This is a genomic window from Glycomyces amatae (assembly GCF_020991375.1).
Taxonomy (GTDB): Bacteria; Actinomycetota; Actinomycetes; order Mycobacteriales; family Micromonosporaceae; genus Glycomyces; species Glycomyces amatae.
The window spans coordinates 17,670-41,653 of the sequence record NZ_JAJLQZ010000027.1 but is presented as its reverse complement, the minus strand read 5'-3'; the positions used below and the strand labels follow the sequence as shown (position 1 = coordinate 41,653).

Annotated in this window: 27 protein-coding genes, 1 tRNA gene and 2 pseudogenes; 16 read left to right on the top strand and 14 right to left on the bottom strand. The window is 70.2% G+C overall.

The annotated features are described in order from the left end of the window. Positions 1–39 precede the first annotated feature (39 nt). Positions 40–744: a GH12 family glycosyl hydrolase domain-containing protein gene (locus LO763_RS25720; RefSeq protein ID WP_230790714.1), complete on the bottom strand. Its 705-nt coding sequence runs from the start codon at positions 742–744 to the stop codon at positions 40–42. A 163-nt stretch (positions 745–907) separates the two neighbouring features. After that, positions 908–1,633, bottom strand: coding sequence for a GH12 family glycosyl hydrolase domain-containing protein (locus LO763_RS25715; protein ID WP_230790712.1), 726 nt, complete (start codon positions 1,631–1,633; stop codon positions 908–910). A gap of 192 nt (positions 1,634–1,825) precedes the next feature. Here LO763_RS25715 and LO763_RS25710 point away from each other — a divergent pair, with 192 nt between their 5' ends. Next, positions 1,826–2,089, top strand: coding sequence for a phosphoribosyl-ATP diphosphatase (locus LO763_RS25710; RefSeq protein ID WP_091034543.1), 264 nt, complete (start codon positions 1,826–1,828; stop codon positions 2,087–2,089). A 14-nt stretch (positions 2,090–2,103) separates the two neighbouring features. Continuing rightward, positions 2,104–2,949 (top strand): ATP phosphoribosyltransferase, encoded by an 846-nt coding sequence (hisG, locus tag LO763_RS25705; protein WP_230790710.1) that lies wholly within the window; start codon positions 2,104–2,106, stop codon positions 2,947–2,949. A gap of 5 nt (positions 2,950–2,954) precedes the next feature. On the opposite strand, the gene LO763_RS25700 is transcribed toward hisG, so the two are convergent. Genes LO763_RS25700 through LO763_RS25685 form a run of 4 tightly spaced genes read right to left on the bottom strand, consistent with a single transcriptional unit; the run spans position 2,955 to position 5,743 of the window. Further along, positions 2,955–4,433 (bottom strand): PH domain-containing protein, encoded by a 1,479-nt coding sequence (locus LO763_RS25700; protein WP_230790708.1) that lies wholly within the window; start codon positions 4,431–4,433, stop codon positions 2,955–2,957. Then, positions 4,430–4,927, bottom strand: coding sequence for a PH domain-containing protein (locus LO763_RS25695; RefSeq protein WP_230790706.1), 498 nt, complete (start codon positions 4,925–4,927; stop codon positions 4,430–4,432). The genes LO763_RS25700 and LO763_RS25695 overlap by 4 nt, the downstream gene beginning before the upstream one ends. Before the next feature lie 7 nt (positions 4,928–4,934). Beyond that, positions 4,935–5,153, bottom strand: coding sequence for a hypothetical protein (locus LO763_RS25690; RefSeq protein WP_230790704.1), 219 nt, complete (start codon positions 5,151–5,153; stop codon positions 4,935–4,937). 26 nt (positions 5,154–5,179) lie between these two features. After that, positions 5,180–5,743, bottom strand: a complete 564-nt coding sequence (locus LO763_RS25685; protein WP_230790702.1) for a dienelactone hydrolase family protein — start codon at positions 5,741–5,743, stop codon at positions 5,180–5,182. Between the two features lie 361 nt (positions 5,744–6,104). On the opposite strand from LO763_RS25685, the gene LO763_RS25680 reads away from it, so the two are divergent. The 9 genes from LO763_RS25680 (at position 6,105) to LO763_RS25640 (ending at position 14,396) form a co-directional block, all read left to right on the top strand. Next, positions 6,105–7,193 (top strand): AAA family ATPase, encoded by a 1,089-nt coding sequence (locus LO763_RS25680; RefSeq protein ID WP_230790701.1) that lies wholly within the window; start codon positions 6,105–6,107, stop codon positions 7,191–7,193. A gap of 5 nt (positions 7,194–7,198) precedes the next feature. Then, entirely contained in the window at positions 7,199–8,095 is an 897-nt protein-coding gene (locus LO763_RS25675; protein WP_230790700.1) for a DUF58 domain-containing protein, read from the top strand. A gap of 30 nt (positions 8,096–8,125) precedes the next feature. Next, positions 8,126–9,076, top strand: a complete 951-nt coding sequence (locus tag LO763_RS25670) for a VWA domain-containing protein (protein ID WP_230790698.1) — start codon at positions 8,126–8,128, stop codon at positions 9,074–9,076. Between the two features lie 152 nt (positions 9,077–9,228). Then, positions 9,229–9,933 (top strand): beta-ketoacyl-ACP reductase, encoded by a 705-nt coding sequence (locus LO763_RS25665; protein ID WP_230790694.1) that lies wholly within the window; start codon positions 9,229–9,231, stop codon positions 9,931–9,933. 40 nt (positions 9,934–9,973) lie between these two features. Beyond that, positions 9,974–10,756: an enoyl-ACP reductase FabI gene (fabI, locus tag LO763_RS25660; protein WP_230790692.1), complete on the top strand. Its 783-nt coding sequence runs from the start codon at positions 9,974–9,976 to the stop codon at positions 10,754–10,756. A 10-nt stretch (positions 10,757–10,766) separates the two neighbouring features. Beyond that, positions 10,767–11,843, top strand: coding sequence for a ferrochelatase (locus LO763_RS25655; protein ID WP_230790690.1), 1,077 nt, complete (start codon positions 10,767–10,769; stop codon positions 11,841–11,843). Positions 11,844–11,927: 84 nt separating this feature from the next. Further along, complete coding sequence (locus tag LO763_RS25650; protein WP_230790689.1) at positions 11,928–12,371, top strand: NfeD family protein; 444 nt, start codon at positions 11,928–11,930, stop codon at positions 12,369–12,371. A 91-nt stretch (positions 12,372–12,462) separates the two neighbouring features. Next, entirely contained in the window at positions 12,463–13,500 is a 1,038-nt protein-coding gene (locus LO763_RS25645) for an SPFH domain-containing protein (protein WP_230790688.1), read from the top strand. Between the two features lie 56 nt (positions 13,501–13,556). Then, a complete protein-coding gene (locus LO763_RS25640; RefSeq protein ID WP_369432088.1) occupies positions 13,557–14,396 on the top strand; it encodes a TrmH family RNA methyltransferase in 840 nt (279 codons plus the stop codon). Here LO763_RS25640 and LO763_RS25635 read toward each other — a convergent pair. After that, positions 14,377–15,471 carry a C45 family autoproteolytic acyltransferase/hydrolase gene (locus LO763_RS25635; protein ID WP_230790686.1) on the bottom strand — a complete coding sequence of 365 codons (1,095 nt, stop codon included), beginning with the start codon at positions 15,469–15,471 and terminating at the stop codon, positions 14,377–14,379. The two genes, LO763_RS25640 and LO763_RS25635, sit on opposite strands and share 20 nt — an antisense overlap. Before the next feature lie 44 nt (positions 15,472–15,515). After that, positions 15,516–16,529: a phosphotransferase enzyme family protein gene (locus LO763_RS25630; RefSeq protein ID WP_230790685.1), complete on the bottom strand. Its 1,014-nt coding sequence runs from the start codon at positions 16,527–16,529 to the stop codon at positions 15,516–15,518. Positions 16,530–16,685: 156 nt separating this feature from the next. On the opposite strand from LO763_RS25630, the gene LO763_RS25625 reads away from it, so the two are divergent. Beyond that, a tRNA-Leu gene (locus tag LO763_RS25625) sits at positions 16,686–16,770 on the top strand. Positions 16,771–16,835: 65 nt separating this feature from the next. On the opposite strand, the gene LO763_RS25620 is transcribed toward LO763_RS25625, so the two are convergent. The 3 genes from LO763_RS25620 to LO763_RS25610 form a co-directional block, all read right to left on the bottom strand. Beyond that, positions 16,836–17,297, bottom strand: coding sequence for a tyrosine-type recombinase/integrase (locus LO763_RS25620; RefSeq protein ID WP_230790684.1), 462 nt, complete (start codon positions 17,295–17,297; stop codon positions 16,836–16,838). A gap of 346 nt (positions 17,298–17,643) precedes the next feature. Further along, positions 17,644–19,431 carry a hypothetical protein gene (locus LO763_RS25615; RefSeq protein WP_230790682.1) on the bottom strand — a complete coding sequence of 596 codons (1,788 nt, stop codon included), beginning with the start codon at positions 19,429–19,431 and terminating at the stop codon, positions 17,644–17,646. Then, positions 19,428–19,619: a hypothetical protein gene (locus tag LO763_RS25610; RefSeq protein ID WP_230790680.1), complete on the bottom strand. Its 192-nt coding sequence runs from the start codon at positions 19,617–19,619 to the stop codon at positions 19,428–19,430. Before LO763_RS25610 ends, LO763_RS25615 begins: the two co-directional genes overlap by 4 nt. 11 nt (positions 19,620–19,630) lie before the next feature. Here LO763_RS25610 and LO763_RS25605 point away from each other — a divergent pair, with 11 nt between their 5' ends. Then, complete coding sequence (locus LO763_RS25605) at positions 19,631–20,176, top strand: hypothetical protein (RefSeq protein WP_230790678.1); 546 nt, start codon at positions 19,631–19,633, stop codon at positions 20,174–20,176. Between the two features lie 77 nt (positions 20,177–20,253). Here the strand turns inward: LO763_RS25605 and LO763_RS25600 are convergent, their stop codons facing one another. From LO763_RS25600 to LO763_RS25590, 3 genes and pseudogenes are all read right to left on the bottom strand, one after another. Beyond that, positions 20,254–20,577, bottom strand: a complete 324-nt coding sequence (locus tag LO763_RS25600) for a hypothetical protein (protein ID WP_230790676.1) — start codon at positions 20,575–20,577, stop codon at positions 20,254–20,256. Between the two features lie 11 nt (positions 20,578–20,588). Next, positions 20,589–20,996, bottom strand: a pseudogene (locus LO763_RS25595) (choice-of-anchor P family protein); the annotation flags it as partial. Between the two features lie 14 nt (positions 20,997–21,010). After that, on the bottom strand, positions 21,011–21,868 hold the full coding sequence (locus tag LO763_RS25590; RefSeq protein WP_230790672.1) for a hypothetical protein: 858 nt from the start codon (positions 21,866–21,868) through the stop codon (positions 21,011–21,013). A 107-nt stretch (positions 21,869–21,975) separates the two neighbouring features. Here LO763_RS25590 and LO763_RS25585 point away from each other — a divergent pair, with 107 nt between their 5' ends. The 3 genes and pseudogenes from LO763_RS25585 (at position 21,976) to LO763_RS25575 (ending at position 23,937) form a co-directional block, all read left to right on the top strand. Further along, positions 21,976–22,479, top strand: coding sequence for a hypothetical protein (locus tag LO763_RS25585; protein ID WP_230790670.1), 504 nt, complete (start codon positions 21,976–21,978; stop codon positions 22,477–22,479). A gap of 163 nt (positions 22,480–22,642) precedes the next feature. Continuing rightward, positions 22,643–23,383 (top strand): class I SAM-dependent methyltransferase, encoded by a 741-nt coding sequence (locus tag LO763_RS25580; RefSeq protein ID WP_230790668.1) that lies wholly within the window; start codon positions 22,643–22,645, stop codon positions 23,381–23,383. A 44-nt stretch (positions 23,384–23,427) separates the two neighbouring features. Continuing rightward, positions 23,428–23,937: pseudogene (locus tag LO763_RS25575) on the top strand (hypothetical protein). The last annotated feature ends 47 nt before the right edge of the window (positions 23,938–23,984 follow it).

Below are 23,984 nucleotides of genomic sequence, written 5' to 3'. Positions count from 1 at the left end.
GCGCCGCCGGGCCCGCGTCCCGGGCCCGGCGGCCGCCCCTCACGTCGACAGCGAGTAGCTGTTGACCCGGAAGTCGCGCCCGCCCGCGGACGAGGTGATCTCCCAGCCGAACTGGATCTGGTCGATGCGCACGTTCGGCATCCGCCCGGTGTTCACCAGCCACTGGCACATCGCGGTGATGTTCACCGTGGACGAGGTGGTGTGGGTGTGCGCGAGGAAGCTGTACACCGGGTTGGCCCCGTTGCTCCCCTGGAAGTACTGCCAGTTGCGGCCGCCGAGGTTCACGTTGGTCTGGAAGCCCCCGAGCGGCCCGACCGGGCCGTGCCACTGGGTCCAGATCATGATCTCGTGCGCGTGGCCGTCGCCCCACACGTCGTAGGCGCTGTTGTACGCCAGGCCCGAGCCGGTCGGCACGGTGATGTTGTGGGAGCTGGAGACGTTCCCCATGTTGGAGACGTTGCGCCCCAGCGTGTACGAGACGTTCGGGTAGGACTTGATGCCGCCCGTGTTCGGGTGGTCGGCCCACACGCCCCAGTTGGAGGCCGAGTTGGCCCAGATGGACTGGTAGCCCGCGCCGGAGCCCCAGATGTTGTTGTAGATCGTGTAGGGCCCGGTGGTCCAGTTGCCCCACTGGTCCGAGGAGGACCAGGCGGCGGCCTGGGCCGCGGACTGGAGGCCGCCGACGGCGGCGGCGGTGGCGATCGGAGCCGCCACGGCGGCGGTGAGGAGCGATCTGCGACGCATGCGGACTTGCCCTTCCGTGCTGCGCCGGGCACGGGTCGCCCGGCAGTTGATATCGAGCAATGTCGATTAATTAATTAGAACATGCGACACAACTAAAATCCAGACCCGGACGCCGGGCACGCCGCAGGGGCCGGGATCGCCCCCGGCCCCTGCGGTGCGTTCGTCAGACGCTCAGCGTGTACTCCTCCACGGCGAAGTCGTGGCCGCCCGCCGCCGAGGTGATCTCCCAGCCGAACTGGATCTGGTCGATCCGCACCTCCGGCATGTGGCCCTGGGCCACCAGCCACTGCGCGTGGCCGGTGATGTCGATCGAGGCGCTCGACCCGGGCGAGGTCGACAGGAAGCTGTAGACGGCGTTGGCGCCGTTGCTGCCCTGGTGGTACGCCCAGGTCGTGCCGCCGATCTCGACCTCGTCGCTCTGGCCGCCGATCGGGCCCACGGGCCCGTGCCACTGGGTCCAGATCATGATCTCGTGCGCGTGGCCGTCGCCCCACACGTCGTAGGCGGTGTTGTACGCCAGGCCCGAGCCGGTCGGCACCGACACGGTGTTGGTGCTGGTCACCTGTCCCATCTCGGACACGTTGCGCCCCAGCGTGTACGAGACGTTCGGATAGGACTTGATGCCGCCCGTGTCCGGGTGGTCGGCCGAGACGCCCCAGTCGCCGGGCCCGTTCGCCCAGATGGTCTGCGACCCGGCGCCGGAGCCCCAGATGTTGTTGTAGAACGTGTAGTCGCCGGAGGTCCAGTTCCCCCACTGGTCCGAAGAGGACCAGGTCTGGCTCGCGGAGGGGCCGTCCCCGGTCTGCGCCCATGCCGGGAGCGCGCTGGCCGCGGCGGCGCCCGCCGCGACGGCGGCCCCGGCGGTGGTGAAGAGCGTTCTGCGTCGCATCCTGCCTGCCTTTCACTGCTGCTCGACTGTCAAAGACCCGCAAATCGGGTCGAATGCTGACAATCGAATTACACCACACATCCGAACAAACCTCGGATTCGGGTGCGACGCAGATCTCATCGCGTGTTTCGTCAGGGCCCCAGCGCGTATCGCTGTCGCCGTCCACCTGCCGGGACACGTAGAATCACCGCCGTGAAGACCTTCGAGCAGCTCTACGCCGAACTCGCCGAGAAAGCAGTCACCCGACCCGAGGGGTCGGGCACCGTCGCCGCCCTCGACGCCGGCGTCCATGCCATCGGCAAGAAGATCGTCGAAGAGGCGGCCGAGGTCTGGATGGCCGCCGAGTACGAGTCGGACGAGGCCGCGGCGGAGGAGATCTCCCAGCTCCTGTACCACCTCCAGGTGATGATGGTCGCCCGCGGCATCAGCGTCGACGACGTCTACCGGTACCTCTAGAAAGGCCCATCCGCATGCTCCGCATCGCCGTGCCCAACAAGGGCGCGCTCTCCCAGGGCGCCACCGACATGCTCACCGAGGCCGGCTACCGCCAGCGCCGCTCCAGCCGCGACCTCCAGTCCGTCGACGCCGACAACGGCGTCGAGTTCTTCTACCTGCGCCCCGGCGACATCGCCACCTACGTCGCCAGCGGCGACCTCGACCTGGGCATCACCGGCCGCGACCTCGCCGTCAACTCCGGCGCCGAGGTCGAGGAGGTCCTCGCGCTCGGCTTCGGCCGCTCGACGTTCCGCTACGCCGCCCGCCCGGGCACCGTCGACTCGATCGCCGGGCTCGACGGCAAGCGCATCGCGACCTCCTACCCCGGCGTGGTCCAGCGCGACCTCGACCAGCAGGGCGTCAAGACCGCCATCGTCGAACTCGCGGGCGCGGTCGAGAACGCCATCGCCCTGGGCGTCGCCGACGCCATCGCCGACGTGGTCGAGACCGGCACGACCCTCAAGCAGGCCGGGCTCGCCGTCTTCGGCGACCCGATCATGCACTCCGAGGCGGTCCTGGTCCGCAAGACGGGCAACGGGCAAGGGGGCGCGGTCGAGCAGCTCCTGCGGCGCCTGCGCGGCGTCCTCGTGGCCCGCTCCTACGTGATGCTCGCCTACGACGTGCGCGCCGAACTGCTCGAGTCCGCGGTCGAACTGACCCCCGGCATCGAGTCGCCGACGGTCTCCCCGCTGCATCGGGAAGGGTGGGTCGCCGTGCAGTCGATGACCGAGCGCGCCGACCTGCACCGCGTCATGGACGCGCTCTACGAGCTCGGCGCCCGCGGCATCCTGGCCTCCAACATCGACGCCTGCCGCCTCTGAGGCGCTCAGGACAGCCGCGGCCTCTCCAGGGCCGCGGCCGCGTCCGCCCTCTCGCGCAGCTCGGCGGCCATCGCGACGGCCTCGCGCACGTCGCGGTGGCGCGCCACGGCGTCGTGCCCCAGGCCCCCGGCCGTCATCGCCCGCACCGTCGCCAGCCCCTGGAGCCGCTGGAACGGCCCCTGCACGACCCGCACCGACTGGATCCGCGCGTACGGCACGGCCACGTACGTGTTCACCAGGACCCCGTGCCGGACCACGAACACGCGCTCGTCGAGCGCGGCCCCGGTCCGCTTCCAGGCGACCGGCATCCGCCACCGCGCCCGCCGAGGCGGTCGCTCCACCGCGAACACCGACGGCAGCTCCGGCACCGACTCGGCCGCGACCAGCGCCACCTGCCCGGGGTCGCCGACCGGCAGCATCATGGTCGACTTGACCGCGCCGCCGCCCTGCTGGGCCACGGCCGCCGTCCACACCTCCACCCGCCGCCACTGCCGCGAGCGCCACAGCACCGGCTCGTCGAAGTTCACCGCGGTCACGCGGTCCACCGGCACCGTCTCGTGGCTCGTGTCCGTCAGGCCCCGCTCCACCAGCAGGCTCCCGCCGTCGCGGCTGAGCCGGAACCGGCAGTTGCGCAGGAACCGGTTCACCGTGGCGACGGTGCTCTGGACGTACCCCAGCAGCGCCGGCGCGAGGAACCCGAACCACACGGTCGTCGCCACGGTGCTGAACCCGAAGAAGTAGCCCGTCACCGCGAACGCGGTCCCGAACACCGCCAGCGCCGTCACCTGCACCGGCAGGGCCTCCAGCAGTGAGGCGACCGCGAGCCTCCTAACCGGCACCGGCGGGATCAGCGCGCCCGGCCCGGCCTCGGCGGGCGCCGCCGCCTCCGCGGGCGCCGCGTCCGCCTCCGGTTCGGGGGCCGCCGCGATGGGCCGCCCCGCGATCGCCAGGAGCTCCGCGCGCAGCGCCAGGGCCCGGTCCACCTTCAGGTACGCCAGGCGCGCGTCCGTCCCGTCGCCTCCGGCCACTTCGATGTTCAACTGCGCCAACCCGAAAGGCCGGGCGCGCAGCGGCCGCACCAGGTCCACCGACTGGAGCCGGTCCAGCGGGACCGTGCGGTGGCTGCGCGTGAGGACGCCGCTGTAGATGTGCAGCTCCGGGCCCCAGATGACGAAGCCGCGGTACTGGAGCGCGATGAGGCTCGCGATGCCCCCGACCACGGCCGCCGCCACCGCGACGTACACCGCGAACAGGAAGTTCTGCGAGGTGAAGACCTGGATGCCGACCGCGGCCGCCGCGGCGGCGAAGAACCGGAAGCTCTCCAGCAGCGGCGTGAGCGGGTGCAGCCGCTGGCGCGCGGCCCCGGCGGGCGGCGCGCTCGGTCCGGCGGGCGCGGGCTCGGGACCGTAGGGGAGGTCCGCCAGCGGGGGAGCGGGCTCCTCCCGCACCGCCGCGTCCGGCCGCTCGGGCACCTGGCCGGTCATAGCCCCTCCCGGACCTCGGCGGCCCGGACGGCGAGCCGGTCGCGCAGCGCCGCCGCCACCGGCGGGTCGAGGCCGGGCACCTCGGTCGTCGAGCCGAGGGCCGCGGTGCGCACCTGCACCGTGGTGAGGCCGAACATCCGCTCGATGGGTCCGGCCGAGAGGTCGATGAGCTGGATGCGCCCGTAGGGGACGATGCTCAACCGGCGCGTCAGGAGGCCGTGGCGGACCAGGAGGTCCTCCTCGCGCTCGGCGTATCCCCAGGTCGCGACGGTGCGCGCCACGGCGAGGGACCGCAGCCCCGCGAGGACGACGTAACCGCCGAGGGCCCACAGCAGCCCGTCCCAGCCCAGCCAGATCGTCAGCGGGACCGCCGCCAGGACGGCGAGGATCAGCACGTTCAGCAGGCTCCGCAGGACCCACACCGTCCGCAGCTGCCGTGACATCGGCTGCCATTGGACCTCGCCCGGCCACAGGTCCCACACCTTCGCGCTCATGCCTCGATCATCCCATTGCCCCGGAGGGCGGCACTGCCTCGGTCTCGCAAGGGAACCCGCGCGAGGTGAGGAACTCCCGCAGCGTGGCGAGGTGCTCCTCGCAGGCGGCCCAGCGCTTCACGCGCTCGGGGCCGTGCAGGCGGGGGTTGCGCCACAGCAGCATCCAGGCGGCCTCGCGGCGGCAGCCGCGGGCGGAGCAGGTGGGCGTCTCGGCATCTGAGGTCACCCTGCGATTGTGCTCGCACCGCCGCCTCAGCCCTGGCGGGGCCACACGGCTGTGTCGATGAACGCTTCGACCGCCTCGATGACGTCGGCGAGGGCGTGGGCCGAGTCGATCAGCGGGCGCCCGCGGATGAACATGCCGTGGTCGGCCCCGCGGATCTCGCGGAACTCGCCGGGCAGGTCCTTCGCGAGCGTCTGGTTCCATGCCGGGTCGGCCGAGCCGCCGATGAGCAGGAACGGCGCGGTCGCGCGGCGCAGGGCCTGCACGATCGGGTAGTGCTGGAGCAGCGGCGTGAACCAGATCGCCGGGAGCCCGTGGTGGGCCGCGAGGATGGCGGCGGCCGAGCCGAGGGACTTGCCGACCAGCAGCGGCGGGTCGTCGTTGTGGACCCGGTCGAGCACCGCCTCGGTCTGCTCGCACACCCCTTCGACCATCCCGTGCTCGTCGGCGGCGATCCGGTCGACGTCCTTCCAGGCGATCGGGTAGGTGTGGGCGCCGCGCGACTGCAAGGCCACGTGGGTGTACATGAGCAGCGGCCCCTGGACGCTGTAGTTGCGTCCGGGGAGCAGGAGCGCTTGGCGGCGACGGGACATGAGGGGAATCCTAGTTCCGCCGGGCCCGGAGGAGGGGCCCTGGAGGCTGGAGGGACGGGAGAGCCGCACGACCACGGGGGAAGTCGTGCGGCTTGGGGAAAGCATAGCGCTCCGACATTTCGCAGCAACGGATTGAATCCGCGCGGCGTGTCACGCGGCGGGGCAAAAGCCCCCTGCGGATCCGCCGGAATCCGGATACGGCAGTGTAGACCTGCTGCGCCGCAAGGGGTTCGGCAAAAACTGTCGGGTTCCCGACAAAACGCGGTGCGGGAGCGCTCCGCGCGTCCCAGCGGCCCCCTGCGGGTCGCGAACGGGCGAATTAGTATCGACAGCACCAGACCGAAGCGCCTGAAGGAGCGACATGGGATCACCCGAGGCCGACCGTCCGAGCGACCGACAGACGGGGCTCCCCACGCCGGCCGAGAACGCCGCGCTGCTGGAGAAGGCCCTGTTCGAGATCAAGAAGGTCATCGTCGGACAGGACGCCCTGGTGGAGCGGATGTTCGCCGCGCTGCTCGCCCGCGGGCACTGCCTCATCGAGGGCGTGCCCGGCGTCGCCAAGACCCTCGCGGTCGAGACCATGGCGAAGGTCGTCGGCGCCGACTTCAACCGCATCCAGTTCACCCCCGACCTGGTGCCCGCCGACATCGTCGGCACCCGCATCTACCGCCAGTCCACCGAGACCTTCGACGTCGAGCTCGGCCCGGTCTACACCAACTTCGTCCTCGCCGACGAGATCAACCGCGCCCCCGCCAAGGTCCAGTCCGCGATGCTCGAGGTCATGGCCGAGCAGCGCATCTCCATCGGCGGCCAGAGCCACGCCCTCCCCAAGCCGTTCCTGGTCATGGCCACCCAGAACCCCATCGAGCAGGAGGGCGTCTACCCCCTCCCCGAGGCCCAGCGCGACCGCTTCCTGTTCAAGGTCAACGTCGGCTACCCCACCGACGCCGAGGAGCGCGAGATCGTCTTCCGCGTCGGCGTCGACACCCCCGTCCCCGACCGGGTCCTCGACACCGGCGACCTCCTGCGCCTCCAGCAGGCCGCCGACGGCGTGTTCATCCACAACGCCCTGGTCGACTACGCGGTGCGCATCGTCATGGCCACCCGCAACCCCGCCGGCGCCGGACTCGGCGGCATCGCCCGCCACATCCAGTACGGCGCCAGCCCGCGCGCCTCCCTCGGCCTCATCCGCGCCACCCGCGCCATCGCCCTCCTGCGCGGCCGCGACTACGCCCTCCCGCAGGACCTCGACGACATCGCGCCCGACGTGCTGCGCCACCGCCTCGTGCTCTCCTACGACGCCATGGCCGACGGCGTCAGCGCCGACCGCCTCGTCGGCCAGCTCCTCGCCGCCGTCCCGGCCCCCACCGTCACGCCGCGCCAGGACGCCGCGCCCCGCACCGCCGAGGCCTACCGGCCGACGCAGCCCCAGCAGCCCGGCGCCTGGTAGGCCGCGTGAACGCCGCCGACCTGCGCGCCCTCGACCGCCTCCAGCTCCAGGTCTCCCGCCGCCTCGACGGGCTCCTCCACGGCGACTACCTGGGCCTGCTGCCCGGCGCCGGCTCGGAGCCCGGCGAGGCCCGCGAGTACCGGGCCGGGGACGACGTGCGCCGCATGGACTGGCCCGTCACCGCCCGCACCACCACCCCGCACGTGCGCACCACCATCGCCGACCGCGAACTGGAGACCTGGCTCGCCGTCGACCTGTCCCCGAGCCTCGACTTCGGCACCGTCGGCATGCTCAAGCGCGAACTCGCCGAAGGCGCCGTCGCCGCCTTCGCCTACCTCGCCGGCCGCGGCGGCAACCGCATCGGCGCCGTCGTCACCGAGGGCGGCCCCGCCAAGGCCATCCCGCCCCGGCCCGGCCGCGGCGGCGCCCGCTCCCTCCTGCGCGCCGTCAACGCCTTCCCCCGCGGCGAAGGCCCCGGCGACCTCGCCGAGCTCATCGACAAGACCCGCCGCCACGCCCGCCGCCGCGGCCTCGCCATCGTCGTCTCGGACTTCCTCGAGGACGATGAGCACGCCTCGGACTGGTCCCGTGAACTGCGCCGCCTCGCCGTGCGCCAGCAGGTCCTCTGCGTCGAGGTCCTCGACCCGGCCGAACTCGCGCTCCCCGACGTCGGCGTCCTCGACCTGATCGACCCCGAGACCGGCGCCGAGGTCGAGGTCCAGACCGGCAACGCCCGCTTCCGCGCCCGCTACGCCGAGGCCGCCGCCGAGCAGCGGGCCCGCATCGCCGCCGGCATCCGCGCCGGCGGCGCCGCCCACCTGCGCCTGTCCACCGGGTCGGACTGGCTGCGCGACATCGCCGCGTTCGTCGCCCAGCGCCGCCACCTCGCCGCCTACCGCTGACCACCGAGCACCACGTACGAAGGAGAACCCTTGATCCGCCTGCTCGACCCGATGTGGCTCCTGGCGCTCGTCCCCGTCGCCGCGCTCGCCGCGGTCTACGTCTGGGCCCAGTTCGCCCGCAAGCGGATCGCCGTCAGGTTCGCCAACGCCTCGCTCCTGGCCAAGCTCGTGCCGAAGCTCCCCGGCTGGCGCCGCCACCTCCCCGCCGGGCTGCTCGTCGTCGCCCTGGCCGTCCTCGTCGGCGGCATGACCAAGCCCGCGGTCGACGTCGAGGAGCCCCAGGAGCGGGCCACGATCATCCTCGCCATCGACGTCTCGCTGTCCATGATGGCCACCGACGTGGACCCCACCCGCATCGACGCCGCCAAGACCGCCGCGGCCGACTTCGTCGCCGAACTGCCCGAGCAGTACAACGTCGGCCTCGTCTCCTTCGCCGGGTACGCCTCCGTCGCCGTGCCCCCCACCAAGAACCGCGCCGAGGTCACCAGCGCCATCAACGGCCTCACCCTCGCCGAGGCCACCGCCACCGGCGACGCCGTCTTCGCCTCCCTCCAGGCCGTCCAGCAGGTCATGCCCGATGCCACCGGCCAGCTCGCCCCGGCCCGCATCCTCCTGCTCTCCGACGGCTACCGCACCGCCGGGCGCACCGTGGACGAGGCCGCCGAGGCCGCCGCCGCGGCCGAGATCCCCGTCTCCACCGTCGCCTTCGGCACCGACGAGGGCGTCATCGAACTCGACCAGGAGCTCGTCTCCGTCCCCGTCGACCGCGACGCCCTCGCCGGGCTCGCCGAGGGCACCGGCGGCGACTACTACGAGGCCGCCACCGTCGAGGAGCTGCGCGCCGTCTACCAGGACATGGGCTCGTCCCTCGGCTACCGCACCATCGCCCGGGACGTCTCCCAGTGGTTCATCGGCGCCGCCATGGTCCTGCTGTTCGCCGCCGCCGGGCTCAGCCTCGCCTGGACCTCCCGCCTCACGTGATCCGGTGAGGCGGGCAGCACACGGTCCGTGAAGGCCCCTTCGCCCCCTGGCGGCCCCGTCGCTACGATCTTCGTGGCTCCATGGAGCGGACGCGAGCGCGTTCGCACCGGCCATGGACGCCCACCGGCCAAGAACATGAGGGAGTTCCAACCATGGCGCGCACGGTCCTCGTCACCGGAGGCAATCGCGGGATCGGTCTCGCTATCGCCAAGGCCTTCGCGGCCCAGGGCGACAACGTCGCCGTCACCCACCGCGGCACCGGCGCCCCCGACGGCCTCTACGGCGTCCAGTGCGACATCACCGACACCGCCTCGGTCGACGCCGCGTTCACCGAGGTCGAGGAGAAGTTCGGCCCCGTCGAGATCCTCGTCGCCAACGCCGGCGTCACCGACGACACCCTGCTGCTGCGCATGAGCGAGGAGCAGTTCGAGCGCGTCGTCGACACCAACCTCAAAGGCGCCTGGCGCGTCGCCAAGCGCGCCTCCTCGAAGATGCTCCGCGCCAAGTCCGGCCGCATGATCTTCATCTCCTCGGTCGTCGGCCTCTACGGCAACGCCGGCCAGACCAACTACGCCGCCTCCAAGGCCGGCCTGGTCGGCCTCGCCCGCTCCATCACCCGCGAACTCGGCTCGCGGAACATCACCGCGAACGTGGTGGCCCCCGGCTTCGTGAACACCGACATGACCGACGCGCTCCCCGAGGCGCAGCGCAAGGCCTACCTCGACTCGATCCCCGCCAGGCGCTTCGCCGCCCCCGAGGAGATCGCCGGGGCCGTCACCTGGCTCGCCGGCGAGCACGCCGCCTACGTCAACGGCGCGGTCATCCCCGTCGACGGCGGCCTGGGCATGGGCCACTAGCAGCAATACTCTTCAAGCATTGACAACGACGGAGGAACACATGTCTGGAATCTTGGACGGCAAGCGACTGCTCATCACCGGGGTGATCACCGAGCAGTCACTCGGGTTCGGCGTGGCCAAGTACGCGCAGGAGCAGGGTGCCGAAGTGGTCCTCACCGGCTTCGGACGCCTGTCCCTGGTCGAGCGCATCGCCAAGAAGCTGCCGACGCCCGCCCCGGTCATCGAACTGGACGTGACCGACGCCGAGCACCTCGACCGCCTCGCGGACGAGGTCCGCAAGCACGTGGACGGCATCGACGGCGTGCTGCACTCCATCGCCTACGCCCCGCCCTCGGCCCTCGGCGGGAACTTCCTGAACACCCCGTGGGAGGACGTCGCCACCGCCGTCCAGGTGTCGGCCTTCTCCTACAAGTCGCTGGCCACGGCCGCCCTGCCGCTGATGGGGAACGGAGGCTCCATCGTCGGCCTGACCTTCGACGCGAGCCAGGCCTGGCCGGTCTACGACTGGATGGGCGTCGCCAAGGCCGCCCTGGAGTCCGCCAACCGCTACCTCGCCCGCGACTTCGGCCCCAAGGGCATCCGCGTCAACCTCGTCTCGGCGGGACCGCAGCGCACCATGGCCGCGAAGTCCATCCCCGGCTTCGAGGCCTTCGAGGAGGCCTGGACCAAGCGCGCCCCCCTCGGCTGGTCGCTGACCGACTCCGAGCCGGTCGCCAAGGCCGTCGCGGCGCTCCTGTCCGACCTGTTCCCCGCCACCAGCGGCGAGATCCTGCACGTCGACGGCGGCTTCCACGCCGTCGGAGTCGAGCGCACCGAGAAGTAGCGGAGCTGCCATGTCTCTGAACGGCTCAGCAATACACGGCGCCGCCGGGAACGGGTACGACGCGGTCCTGCTCGTCTCCTTCGGCGGCCCCGAGGGCCCGGGCGACGTCCTGCCGTTCCTGCGCAACGTCACCCGCGGCCGCGGGATCCCCGACGAGCGCCTCGCCGAGGTCGCCGAGCACTACTACCACTTCGGCGGGATCTCGCCGATCAACCAGTGGTGCCGGGAGGTCATCGAAGCCCTCCGCCAGGAGTTCCGCGCCTCCGGCATCGACCTGCCCATCTACTGGGGCAACCGCAACTGGCCGCCGATGCTCGTCGACGCGGTCACCCAGATGACCGGCGACGGCGTCAAGCGCGCCCTGGCGCTGTGCACCAGCGCCTACGGCTCGTACTCCTCGTGCCGCCAGTACGTCGAGGACATCAACGCCGCGCGGGCCGCCGTCGGCGAGACCGCCCCGGTCATCGACAAGATCCGGCACTTCTTCGACCACCCCGGCTTCGTCGGCGGGTTCGCCGCGCAGCTGCGGTCGAGCCTCGACCAGATCGAGGACCAGTCGAAGACCCGCGTGGTCTTCACGGCGCACTCGATCCCCGACGCCATGGAGGAGTGCTCGGGCCCCGAGGGCGCCCGCTACTCCGACCAGGTCGCCGAGGCCGCCGCGCTCGTGGCCGAGCGCGCCGGGTGGACCGGCCCCTTCGACGTGGTCTGGCAGTCCCGCTCGGGCCCGCCCTCGATGCCGTGGCTCGAGCCCGACGTCAACGACCACCTCAAGGTCCTCGCCTCCGAGGGCGTCGACACCGTCGTGGTCAGCCCGGTCGGATTCCTCTCCGACCACATCGAGGTGCTGTGGGACCTCGACAACGAGGCCAAGGACACCGCGGCCGACCTCGGCCTGCGCTACCTGCGGGCGGGCACGCCCAGGGTCGGCGCCGACCTGGTCGGCATGTTCCGCGACCTGGTCGCCGAGCGCGTCAAGGGCGCGCCGATCCGCCGCCTCGGCAAACTCCCGGTCTGGGACCCCACGGTGGAGGGCTGCTGCCCCGCCCGCCGCCCCCCGGCCCCCGAGAAGCACCGGACCCGGTAAGGCCGGCCCCGCCGGGCCCGCACCGCGAGTGCGGGCCCGGCACCGCAGTCCCCGCAGGTCGCAACCCCATGACATGCTTGTGGTGTGGACTCTGTTTTCATCTGGATCATCGCCGCGGTGCTCCTCGGCCTGGCCGAGCTCTTCACCGGCACCCTGGTCCTTGCGATGGTCGCGGCCGGCGCCGCCCTCGCCGGGATCGCCGCCGCCCTCGGCGCACCCTTCTGGCTCCAGGCCGTCCTGTTCGGGGTCGGCTCCGTCGCCTCGATCTGGGGCCTGCGCCCCTTCCTCAAGCAGGCCCTCGAGTCCGACCGCGGCAGCGAGGGCCCCCGCTCCTTCGGCACCCGCGCCATCGAGGGCGCCGAGGCCCGCGTCATCGAGACCGTCGACCTCTCCGGCGGCCTCGTGGAGATCGCGGGGGACAACTGGACCGCCTACCCCCTCGAACCCGACCAGGTGCTCGAACCCGGCGACAGCGCGACGGTGGTAGAAATCAAAGGGGCCACCGTCATCGTCTGGAAGCAGAGCTGACTGGAACCGCCCGTATAGCCTTGCCGCATCGTCTGGAAGCAGACAGACCCAACGCCCGCCGACCCGCCAGACCAACTGGAGGCTGAACACCATGGACGCCCTCGGCATACTCCTGCTGATCGTCGCATTCTTCTTGATCATCGTGCTCTTCCGCTCGATCAAGATCGTGCCGCAGCAGTGGAACTACATCATCGAGCGCCTCGGACGCTACCGGCGCACCCTCGAGCCCGGCCCGCGGCTCCTGGTGCCCTTCGTCGACTCGGTCCGCGCCAAAGTGGACCTCCGTGAGCGCGTCGTCAACTTCCCGCCCCAGCCCGTGATCACCGCCGACAACCTCGGCGTCCAGATCGACACCGTGCTGTACTACATCATCACGCAGCCCACCGCGGCCGTGTACAACATCGACGACTACCTCGCGGGCGTCGAGCAGCTCACCACCACCACGCTCCGCAACGTGGTCGGCTCCATGGACCTGGAGAAGACCCTGACCAGCCGCGAGGAGATCAACGCCCGCCTCGCCGCCGAGCTCGACAAGGCCACCGACAAGTGGGGCCTCAAGGTCACCCGCGTCGAGCTCCGCTCGATCGAGCCGCCGCTGAGCATCCGCGACGCCATGGAGAAGCAGATGCGCGCCGAGCGCGACCGCCGCGCCGCCATCCTCAACGCCGAGGGCACCAAGCGCTCGGCGATCCTCATGGCCGAGGGCGAGCAGCAGTCCGCCGTCCTGCGCGCCAAGGGCGAGCGCGACGCCGCGGTCCTCCGCGCCGACGGCGAGGCCAAGGCCATCCAGACGGTCTTCGCGTCGATCCACAACGCCAAGCCCACCGATCGCCTCCTGACCTACCAGTACCTCCAGAAGCTGCCCGAGATCGCCCAGGGCAGCGCCAACAAGGTCTGGGTCGTCCCCGCCGAGCTCACCAAGGCCCTCGGCGGCATCGGCAACGCCTTCGGCGGCGCCCCCGACTCCTCGTCCCCCGCCGAGGAGGAGGAGATCGAGGTCGACACGAGCGCCCTCGAGCTCGACGACGAGGCCAAGAGGGCCCTCGAGGCCGCCCAGCAGGCCGCCCGCGAGGTCCAGGACATCGACGGGTCCCAGTCGAAGAACCAGCTCCCGCCCGCCCCCGCCTAGGACGGCAGTGACGCCCTGGGGCGGCCCGAGCGGCCGCCCCAGGGCGTTCGGCGTCCCTGCGGCACAATCGGCGGGTGCCCGACGTGACCCGCATCGACGATCCCGACGACGAACGCCTGGAGGACTACCGCGCCCTCACCGACCTCGCCCTGCGCACCCGCTTCGAGCAGCCGCACGGCCTGTTCATCGCCGAGGGCCACCAGGTCGTCGGCCGCGCCCTCCGCGCCGGATACCGGATGCGGTCGCTGCTCATCGACGAGAAGCGCGCCGACCAGCTCGCCCACCTCGCCGAGGACGCGCCCTGCTACACCGCCGGGCCGGACGTCCTCGAGGCGGTCACCGGCTTCCACGTCCACCGCGGCGCGCTGGCCTCCTTCCACCGCAAGGAGCTCCCCGCGCCCGCCGACCTCCTGGCCGGCGTCGAGCGGCTCGTGGTCCTCGAAGGCATCAACAACCACACCAACATCGGCGCGATCTTCAGGGTCGCCGCCGGACTCGGCTTCGACGGCGTCCTGCTCGCCCCCGACTGCGCCGACCCGCTGTACCGGCGCAGCGTGCGCGTCTCGATGGGGGAGGTGTTCGCGGTGCCGTACGCCTACCTCGACCCGTGGCCGGACGGCCTGCGCCGGATCCGCGAGGCGGGGTTCACCCTCCACGGACTGAGCCCCTCGCGCGGCGCGATCGACATCGGCGAGGTCCCCGCGGCCGAGCGGGAGCGCCCGGCGCTCATGTTCGGCGCCGAGGGCCCGGGCCTGACCGCGGCCGCCCTCGACGCCTGCGACCGCACCGTGGTGATCCCCATGCACGCGGGCGTCGACTCGCTCAACGTCGCCGCGGCGACCGCCGTCGCGTGCTGGGAGCTCTCGCAGCCGGAGCCTAGAGCGCCACGGTCGTGAACTCCGACTCGCAGGGCGGCCCCCACGTGTAGGAGAACCGCTTGGCGTCCAGCTCCAGGTGCGCGGCCAGGGCCGTGTGGGTCCGCAGGTCCACCGGGTCGGTCTCCACGGGGTGCCGGCACACGGCGATCGGGCCGCCCTCGTGGTCCCGCATCGCCGCGTGCAACCGCTCGGCCGACAGCGGCGCCTCCTCGTCCAGGAGCGCCTCCATCCGCTCGCAGCGGTGGTAGGTGGAGACGCGGCCGGTCTCGAGCCAGCTCTCGTACACCCCGAGCGCCTCGGGGGCGCGGAAGTGGTTGGCGTGCACCAGGGGAGCGTCACCGGTCTGGTAGATCACGCGGGACCCGAGCGGCGACGTCTCGACGGTGGCGACCCCCTCGGCGGCGCTGCCCACGAAGAAGTTCGCGGAGCAGGCGGGCCGCGGCGCCGCGGCGTGCCCGACGGCCTCGGCCATGGACCCCGACTCGAGGATCCGGCGGGTCCGCAGGTGGAAGGGGGCCGAGTCGATCTTCCAGTCGTCGACGCTCGCACCGAGCCCGTTGACGCACAGGCCGATCCCGGCGCTGTTGATCCCGATCTTGGCGCCCGCGACGCCCGCCTCGGTGAACCCGAGGACCGTGGTCTCGCCGTGCCGCCACTGGAGGAGCGCGCCCTCGACGCCGGTGAACCAGTCCCAGTTCTGGCCGATCTGCGTGCCGCCCGAGGCGAACACGCCGCCCGAGCCGCCGAAGGAGGTGCACTCCGACCGGACGCCCTCGGCCGTGGGGCGCCCGAACTCGCTCCAGGCGCTGTACAGCAGCTCGTACCGGGCGTTCAGGAGCGTGATGTCCAGCAGGTGCTGGCCGGAACCCTCGGCGATGCCGTCCATGGTCGCCCGGTACGAGGCGTCCTCCCGTGTGAAGAGCCCGAGGTACCGCTGCGAGCGCTCGGCGAGGTCGGCCTCGCTCAGGCCCGAGGCGAGCATCCGGGACCGGTAGACGGCGACGTTGCTCGCGATCGCGTCGCGCAGCTGCTCGCCGTGCTGCACGCCCTGTCGGTAAGGGCTGCCCTGCAAGTGGAGAAGGGGAAGCGTCATGAGGTCATTGTGACAAACGCGATACGGGAAGGCCAGCCGCTTTCTCAGCGCCCCATGAGGGACTGCTCCACCTGCGAGTAGTGGATGGTCCACCACTTCACCAGCCCCGTCTGCCCGGGCAGCAGGTGGTCGCAGGCCGAGTTGTGGCGCACGTAATGCCACTCGATGACCCAGTTGTCCGTGAGCCGGTCCCACCACAGCTGGTGCGTGGCGAGCCCGATCTCGGCCTCTCCCACGTCGAAGACGGACCGGTAGCCGCCCGCGAACGCCCGGATCCGGTCGCAGTCCAGCCCCCGCTCGTCGCCGTAGGTGAAATAGAACACGGCAGAGCGGGCCATCTCCCGCGCGTACGAGGAGACGACGAGCCGGTCCCAGTCCAGGATCGCGGACACCCGGTCGTCGGGGCCGTGCAGCACGTTATGCGGGTGCAGGTCGCCGTGGGTGTACCCCGTGTACTGCGGCGCCAGGTCCGGAGGCCGGCGGTCTCCCAGCCGGACCAGCAGGCCCCGCTTCAACCGGAGCGTCTGCTCCGCGGTGGCCTCGAACCCGGTCTTGTCCCCGCGCCCCGCCGCGACCAGCTCCAGCAGCCGGTCGACCTTCTGCAGCGCCGCCTCCGTCGTGGGCGGGTTCTCAGGCTTGGGTGGCCGGTCCGCCGGAATGGAGGCATGCAGCGTCCGGTGCAGGCGCCCGATGACGGACCCCAGGTCCCGGCACGCGTCACGTGACATGGACAACCCGGAGCGGTGCCGTCCGCCGACCCAGGGGAAGACCCCGAACTCCTCGCCCTCCAGGAAGATCGTGGTGCGCCCGTCCCGGCTCAGCACCGGCAGGACCACCGGCACCCCCGACGCGCCGAGCGTCTGGAGCACATGGAACTGGAACTGAAGCTCGGGCCCCGTCACATCTCGGAACAGTTTCAGCAGGTACGACCCGGATGCGGAGTCGACGCGCCAGGACCGGTTCATCAACCCGGTCTGGACCCGCTGCATCTGGTAGATCTGCCCCAGATCCCAATGTGCCAGCGCCGCGTCAGGGAGTCGAGGCGCGGTCACGGTCATGCCCCCAAGCGTAGCCGCCGCCCGCCCCCGCACCCGAGCGCGAACCCCCCTTGCGCCGAGCCCCGAACCGTCGTGTAAAGTTTCGTCTCGTGCCACGGCAGCCGAAAACAACCGCCTGGCAGGCAAAACAAACTACATATACACTTCTGTGTGCACGCGCGAGTGGCGGAATGGCAGACGCGCTAGCTTGAGGTGCTAGTGTCCTATTATGGACGTGGGGGTTCAAGTCCCCCCTCGCGCACAGAACAAAGGCCCTGGTGACAGGGCCTTTTTCGTGTTCTCTGGCGACGGTTTCGGCCCCCGCGGTCATACCGCCGAGGGCCGAAACGAGCCATTCGGCGCGGTCATTCGTCGACGAGGAACCGCCCCGTCGAGGATCTCCGCCCCTTTGGTAATGACCGACCTGGGCTGGTGCCGGTAGATCGCGCGCGTCGTCGTATTGGCATGGCCGACGAGGTCGGGGATCAACTCCTCCGAGGCACCCGAGTCGGACATGAGCGAAACGAACGAGTGCCGCAGTTCCCGCGGTGTCCAACTGCCGGGGATCCCGGCCTTGCGGATAGCGGCGCGGAACTGGTCGCGGATGACCTGCGCCTGCTGGGCCGTGTTGTAGCGGGTACCGAAGACGTAGACGATCCCCTCGCACTTCCAGCCGCGGTCGGCCCGCGTTTTCTGTTGCTGCTCTTGGTGCTCGGTGAGGATCTCGATCACGAATTCGGGGAGTGCGACGGTTTGCCTGCTCTTCGGGGCCTTGGTGCCGGCGCCCATGCGGATCCACTGTCAGACTTCCACGTGCGGCAGTAGGCCCTCGGCGTGCTCACCCCCGCACGAGCAGATCTGGCCTTTGACCGGGTTGAGGTGTGTATGCGGCCATGTGGGCTGCCGCGCATGGCGCCCGCACCGGTGTACAGAGCTGCGGCGGGGGCAGCTCTCCCGGCGCGCGGCGCCGTCGGCGGCTCGGCGATTCGGGGAACGCACCCATTGTTGGCTCAAAGACCTGCCGTGGCAGTCCCGACGACAGCGGACATGCGCAATCCTGAGCGTTGCAGCGCCAGTCGATTCGCGCTGTAAGCCGTCCGGCCGCCGTAATGACGACCGGACGACGCGGCACCCGCTAACGCGACGGCGGCCATGGGTGCCCCAGGGTTTCAGCGTGTTCTCGTGAACCTCCGCAGACCGCTGCGAATGATGTCGGATCGGTGGTGCGGAGCCGTTCGAGCAGCGCCTCCACCGCAGCGGCCACAGCATCGTCGTCAATGACGACGGTGTCGGGCATCCGGACCTGGTGTTGGAATTGCAGCCAGGGCCGGTCGCGGTTCGGCGGCTCGGGATGCCACAGCAGCAGCTTCAGCAGGGTCCGGTCCGAACTCCATGAGACCGCACCGGCGAGGCGGCAGTCCCAGCGGGCCAGGAGCTCGGGGTCGTCCCGGAGGCGCTGGTCGAGCAGTCGGGCGGCCCGATGGGCGGACCATTCCCATGAACGGTCGGCCACGGCTCGTTCGACCTCGGCGTCGTAGGCGTCGGCGTCGAATGCGAACCGCGTGCTGTCAGTGCCCCCGTGCGTGGCCTTGACCTCCCAGAGCACGCGCCTGCCTGCCTCGTCAGTGCTGACGTGTGCGACCAGGGCGCCGCAGCATCCTTCGGCGCAATCCGCTTCGGCGAGCCGGACCTCGTACGGTTCGGTCCGGGTTCGCAGGCCCTGCTTCTGGTGCAGCAGCCTCTCCGGCCTGTCCGGCACGCCGTTGCCGAACAGGTCGGTGACGACCGGGACGCCGTCTGCGAGCAGATGCGTCCGAGGTTCCTCGCCGGTGCTGGGCGCCGGCACCGCGATGCGGATCGCCAGGCCGGGCGGGAAGTCGCCGTCCTCGTCGTCGGCTCGCTCGATGTAGCGGTGCAACCAGATCGCCTCGCCGTCGTGCGGATCGCGGGCCAGTGCCGCCGCTATGAGCGCGCCGGCCCGCGAGGTCTTCAGTGCGGCGAGGAGATCGCGCGCGATGGCGGCGCGCAGTTTCGGCGTGAGGTCGAGGAAGGCGCTGTGCCCGTACAGGAGGTCGTCGCGGACCTGTGTGATCGCCACGAGGCGGGGCAGGTCCTGCCCGAACAGGTCCGGCTGCTTCGCGGCCAGGGCCAGAGCGACGGCGAGCCGCCGATTGCCCTTCATCCACGTCGGAGTGCGGCTCCGAAAGCTCATCATCCGCAGCAGCTCCATCGACGCCGCGGTGCCCAGTTCCTCCAGGAGCGCTTCGGCGTCCTTGGTCGCGAGCTTCCCGAGCGCGTCCGTGTAGGTGGTCTGGTCTGTCGGTGACGATCGCACGGCCAGCCAGTGCAGCGACCGACCTGGATGCGAGCAGGTGCTGAGCATCATGGCCGCGGCATATCCGTAGTCGCCTTGCAGTAGCGCGATGCTACGGAGCAGGTCGGTGTCCTCGTCGATGGCGACGGGTCCCAGCAGGTCGAGGCCGGTCATGACCTCGAGCTGGGTGGCGCCGTGGCGGAGCAGATGGAGGGCGACGGTTCGGATCGCCTCGGATTGCAGCCCGAGACCGTCATCATCGTATTTGAGCCGCAGGCCCCGGTGGTTTTGAATGCCGCGCATCTGCTCGCAGAGCCGAGCGAGTGCTCCCGGGGAACCGGAAGCGGCGGCTTGGAGGATCTCTTTGAGAGTGCCGCGCGCCGCACGGCGATCGTTGCGACGGGCTTCACGGTTGTCGCGGAAACGTCCGGGACGGTCCGGTATGAGCTGTCGGCTGCCGGGCCGGGGCCGTGCGGCATCGTCTTGAAGGGCTTTGAGTTCACCGCCGGGAAAGGGCCCGTCAGGGTAACGGCGTTGCAGTGCGCGAAGACGCTGGTGAAGAGGAACGAGATCGGGGTTGAGCGCACTGCGCCCACCGGAACTCGTCATGAACCTGTAGTGCTCGTTTCGTTGAACATCATGAAGTCAGCATACGTGCTCGCTTCCAGCCGCAGCGCCACCGTTGTTGAGCTGCACCTGAAGTTGCGAACATCGATCACCGCAGCGCCTTTCGGGCACTGCACCGAGCGCGGCAACTGCGCCAATCGGTCCTCGCGCTCGGTACGCTTGCCGCGCAATGCTTACAACGATGGGAAGCAGCATGTTGGAAGCGAACGTGGCAACCGCGCCGCACTGGGAAACGATGACGTTCCGTCGCCTGCCCGAGTTCGTGAAGCAGGAAGCGGCAGCGGACCGGTTGCAGCCCTCTCCTGCCAAGGTCTACGCGACCGCGTGCCGTCGCCTGCTCGAGTACTTCCCTGAACTCACCGATACACAGGTCACGGTGACCGAAGCCGACCGTGCCGCAGAAGCGTTGCGACGTGTCGACAGCGATCTTTCCAGAGACACGCTGGCGCAGTACGCTGCGAGCATCCGCAAGGCAGCCGGATACTGGTTTGCGGCCACGACCGGCGGTGCCGAATCCGCCTCCGCACCGCTTGTCGAGCACATCTTGCAGTTGCGTCCGGATGTGGCAGTCAGGCTGGCGCTGCCACACGACCTCACGGCGGTCGAGGCCGCGTTCCTCTGCCAGTACCTACAACGGCTGGCATTACTGCAGTTTCCTGGCCCGGAGTTTGAACGTGGAGCCTGCCCAGAGGTGACTTCAGTTCGCCGCAAGGGGCACGAACCGTAGGTCTCGACCCAAGCGTGGCAGACCTCCGATTCGCGGCGCTGGGCGGGTTTGGCGGCGGGTGCGGCCGGCGCCGTGCTTCACAGGTCGACGACGTCGCCATCGCCTGCGCCGAGGCGTCCCGTGTTCAGCCGTTCCTCGAGGGACGTCGTGTACAGCTGCGCGGCCAGCATCGCCGGATGTGCCGGAGGCCAGATCTGGCGCCGGAATCGCCACTGTCGCCCCCGATGCCGTCCGACGGTCGTGGCGTGGACGGCGGCCTCGCCGTCCACGCCGAACGACTTGATGCGGCATCGCGGCTGCGTGAACATCGCGTTGACGCCGCCCCACGCCGCCGACAGGAACGCCGCGACATATCGGACCCTCTCGTCCTGTTCGGGCTCGTTCGCAGTCTGCTGGTTCACGAGCGTCAATGCTAAGGGGCGCAGTTGTGGACCGCCGCAGTGCTGTATCCCAGCACCACCTCGGTGTCAGTGCCGTCGATACGCGATCGCACCCCGGTGACCGTGATGCCGTCATCGCCGTGAACCTGCTCGTTCAGCGTCAGCTGCACTCCCGCCGCGAGGTCAATGACCGTGTTCGGCGCTGTCGGCACCGGTGTGGCCACGCCGCCGATCGTCAACGTCAACGGTGTCGAACCGGTGAGCGCATCGCACGTGGCGGCAGCAGCCGTGGCCAGTCCGGCAACGTCGACCACCGGGAGACCCGGCAGGCCGATCGAGGCGTGCTCGACGGTGGCGACGGCAGTGACGGTGCCCGGGGCAAGCGTGGTGCTCACATTCGCGCAGACGGCTTCCATGTTCATGACGACCGCGGTGATCGCGGCGGTGCAGGGAACTAACTGGTGGCGGTTGCTGCTGCGGTCCGTGCGCTCCCCGTGTCAGGTTGCGCCGAAAGGTCCACGGGAAGCCCCACGAGGTCGATCGTGGCTTCCAGGCCAAAGGAGCGACCGGTGCAGTACTCCAAGTTCACGGTCGCGGCATCATCTGAGCTCGCATAGGCGCTGTCGCCAACGAACACCGCTGCGGTGTTCAAGGGCTGGCTCGCGACCGCGACCGTGCAGGCTGCGGTTCCTGTCGTGTCCGTCGTGCCCGTGCATGTCTGAGCGTTGGCGCCCGCGCCCATGGTCAACGTGACCGGCGCGCCTTGCACCGGGTGGTCGCGGAAGTCGGTGAGGACTGCTGTCAACGTGGTGGGCTCGCCGTTGGCGATGAACGCCGGGCCGGCGAACGAGATGGTCGTCGGTGTTTGCAACGCGAGGTCAACGGTGATGCTGGAGCGTTGCAGCACCGTGTTGCCGGCGTAGTCGACGGTCAAGGGGACGCTGGCGGCCACCGGTTGGGTTACCTCGTTGATCGTGCACGTGGCGACACCAGTGCTTGTGGCCTCGGCTTCGCACGTTTGCAGGGCGGCTCCCGTACCCAGACGGAACGTGAGCGGTTGCGCCGTTTTCGGGATGCCGAGGTCGTCGCCCAGTTGCGCTGACACTTCCAGGTCGTCGCCGTTCACGACTCGGTCGGGCCCGCGGTAGTCCGTGCTGGTTTCCAGCGGTTCCGTGCCGCATTGGGCCTGGACGTCGGCCGCTGCCATCGGGCCGCAGGTTCCCGGCGGCAGCTTGTGGCAGGCGGTGATGATGCCGAACGGTTCACTGTCGCCGGAACGGTCGTCGATTTGCGTGCTGTACACGACGAACACGAGCGATTCACCACTGAAGCAGCGCCAGCGTTCGTCAAGGATCGTGTACCAGCAGGCGCTGGGGTCAGCGACGGCTTCTTGATGCCGTCTCTGTCGGGGACGACGCCGTGCCCGTCAATGATGTGCCGCTGGCCGAAGCCGTCGCTCGCGCCGTCCTCGTGCTGGTCGACGCGCAGCGGGAAATAGTCGCCCTGGTAGTTGATGAACCAGTCGACTTGAGTCCAATCGATCGGGTTGTCGTTGGCGAACGTGCCGACGTCGGCGGTGCCGGACGGTGCGGGTGCGGCGGTCGCGGCGATGACAGTCGACAAGGCCGCGAGGACTACGGCGGCGAGCACTATGGTTGCTGCGGGCCGCTTACGCGCTGCGGTATTCATTCCGATCGGCTCGGGTTCCTCCGCGAATGCGAAGCCCGTCTGTCGGACTCGGCCGGTGATGTCGTGCAAGCACCGGCGCGGCGGCCGTGGAGCGAGCGGTTCCCCGGCGTCGTCGACCTCACGGACAAGACCACTCGTTTGATGACGCTGCTGCTCATCGTCGGGTCGCTGACGTGGCTGGCGTACACGAAACAGATCCCGCTCACCGACTTCGTGCAGTGGCTGCCTCAGTAACATGCGGATGATGGCAGCATGAGCCGGCGGTATCAGCGGGTGTCCTCATGCCAGGTGGGCGTATCGAGGGTGCGATGTCCTCTCGTTGCATGGTGGCCCGTTCCGGCGTTGCGTCGCGCAAGCCCCATGCGCAAGTTGGGCGCGCCATGCCAGGATGAGCCGCATGTCTGCTGATCACCAAACCTCCTCCGGGTTCGCCGACCAGACGCCGACCGGCGACTACGACGCCTTCGCCGAGGCGTACGCCGCCGAGAACGAATCCAGTCTCCTCAACGCCTACTATGCGCGGCCCGCGATCCTCGATCTGGCCGGGGACGTGGCCGGGCGACGGATCCTCGACGTCGGTTGCGGCGCCGGACCCATTTTTGAGGAGCTCCGTGACCGGGGCGCCATCGTAACCGGCGTCGACCCCAGCATCAAGATGCTCGAGCTGGCCCGGCGGCGGCTCGGCGAGGACGCCGCACTCCAGCAGGCAGACCTCAACGATCCCCTGCCGTTCCCCGACAACGCGTTCGACGATGCCGTCGCGTGCCTGGTCCTGCACTACCTGGAAGACTGGTCGGCACCACTCGCCGAGCTGCGGCGTGTCCTGGCACCGGGCGGTCGCCTCATCGTGGCCGTCAACCACCCCTTCAACTACAAGTTCTTCAACCCCGAACGCGACTACTTCGCGACCCATGAATACGGCTTGGAGTGCAATTTCAACGGTCAGAACGTCCTGCTCTCGCAATGGCACCGGCCACTGCACGCGATCACCTCGGCATTCATCGAAGCCGGATTCCGGATCACGGTCGTCAGCGAGCCGCCCCCGGCGCCCGGTGCGCATGAGCGGTTCCCCGACGAGGTCAAGACCCCCGACTCGGCGTTTCTGTGCTTCCTGTTCCTCGTCCTGGAAGCGCCCTGAGCGACGTCCCCGGATAATGTCGGGGCGCATGTAATCACGCCTGCGTGACAGGCGTGGTCAATGCAGCGGACAAGACGATGATCGAGATGTTCAGCGGCCTGACTGCGCGGCAGTTCGCCAAGCTCGTTCGGCAACTGCGCGCCGAGGGCGCCGATCCCACGCTCAAGGGCCGCCCCTGGGGCCTCGCATTCGAGGACCGGGTCCTGCCGGTCACCGCCTACTGGTGCACGAACCTGACCGTGCGCCAGATCGCGGCGCTATTCGGCACTCCGAAGTCGGCCGCGGACCGGGGTCATCAACGACCTCGCCCCAAACTCGCGCTTCGTCCACGGCAGCGCTTCGCGCCCGAGCGGTCATCCCGCACCGGCGCCGGAGGAAGGACGAGTCACTGGTGGAGTGGAAGGAAGCCCACAATGCCTCCTACCGCCACGTCCGCGCCCGCATCGGCCCCGCCTTCGCGAAACTGAAAGCCTGGAAAGTGCTTCGCGATTGCCGCCTCCGCCGAAGCCGTGGCCGGCATCGCTCATCTCTACAACCGCGAACTCGCAGGCTGAATCCCTCCGAACCCCGCCGTCACCCTCAACTTCAACAAGCTTGCGGG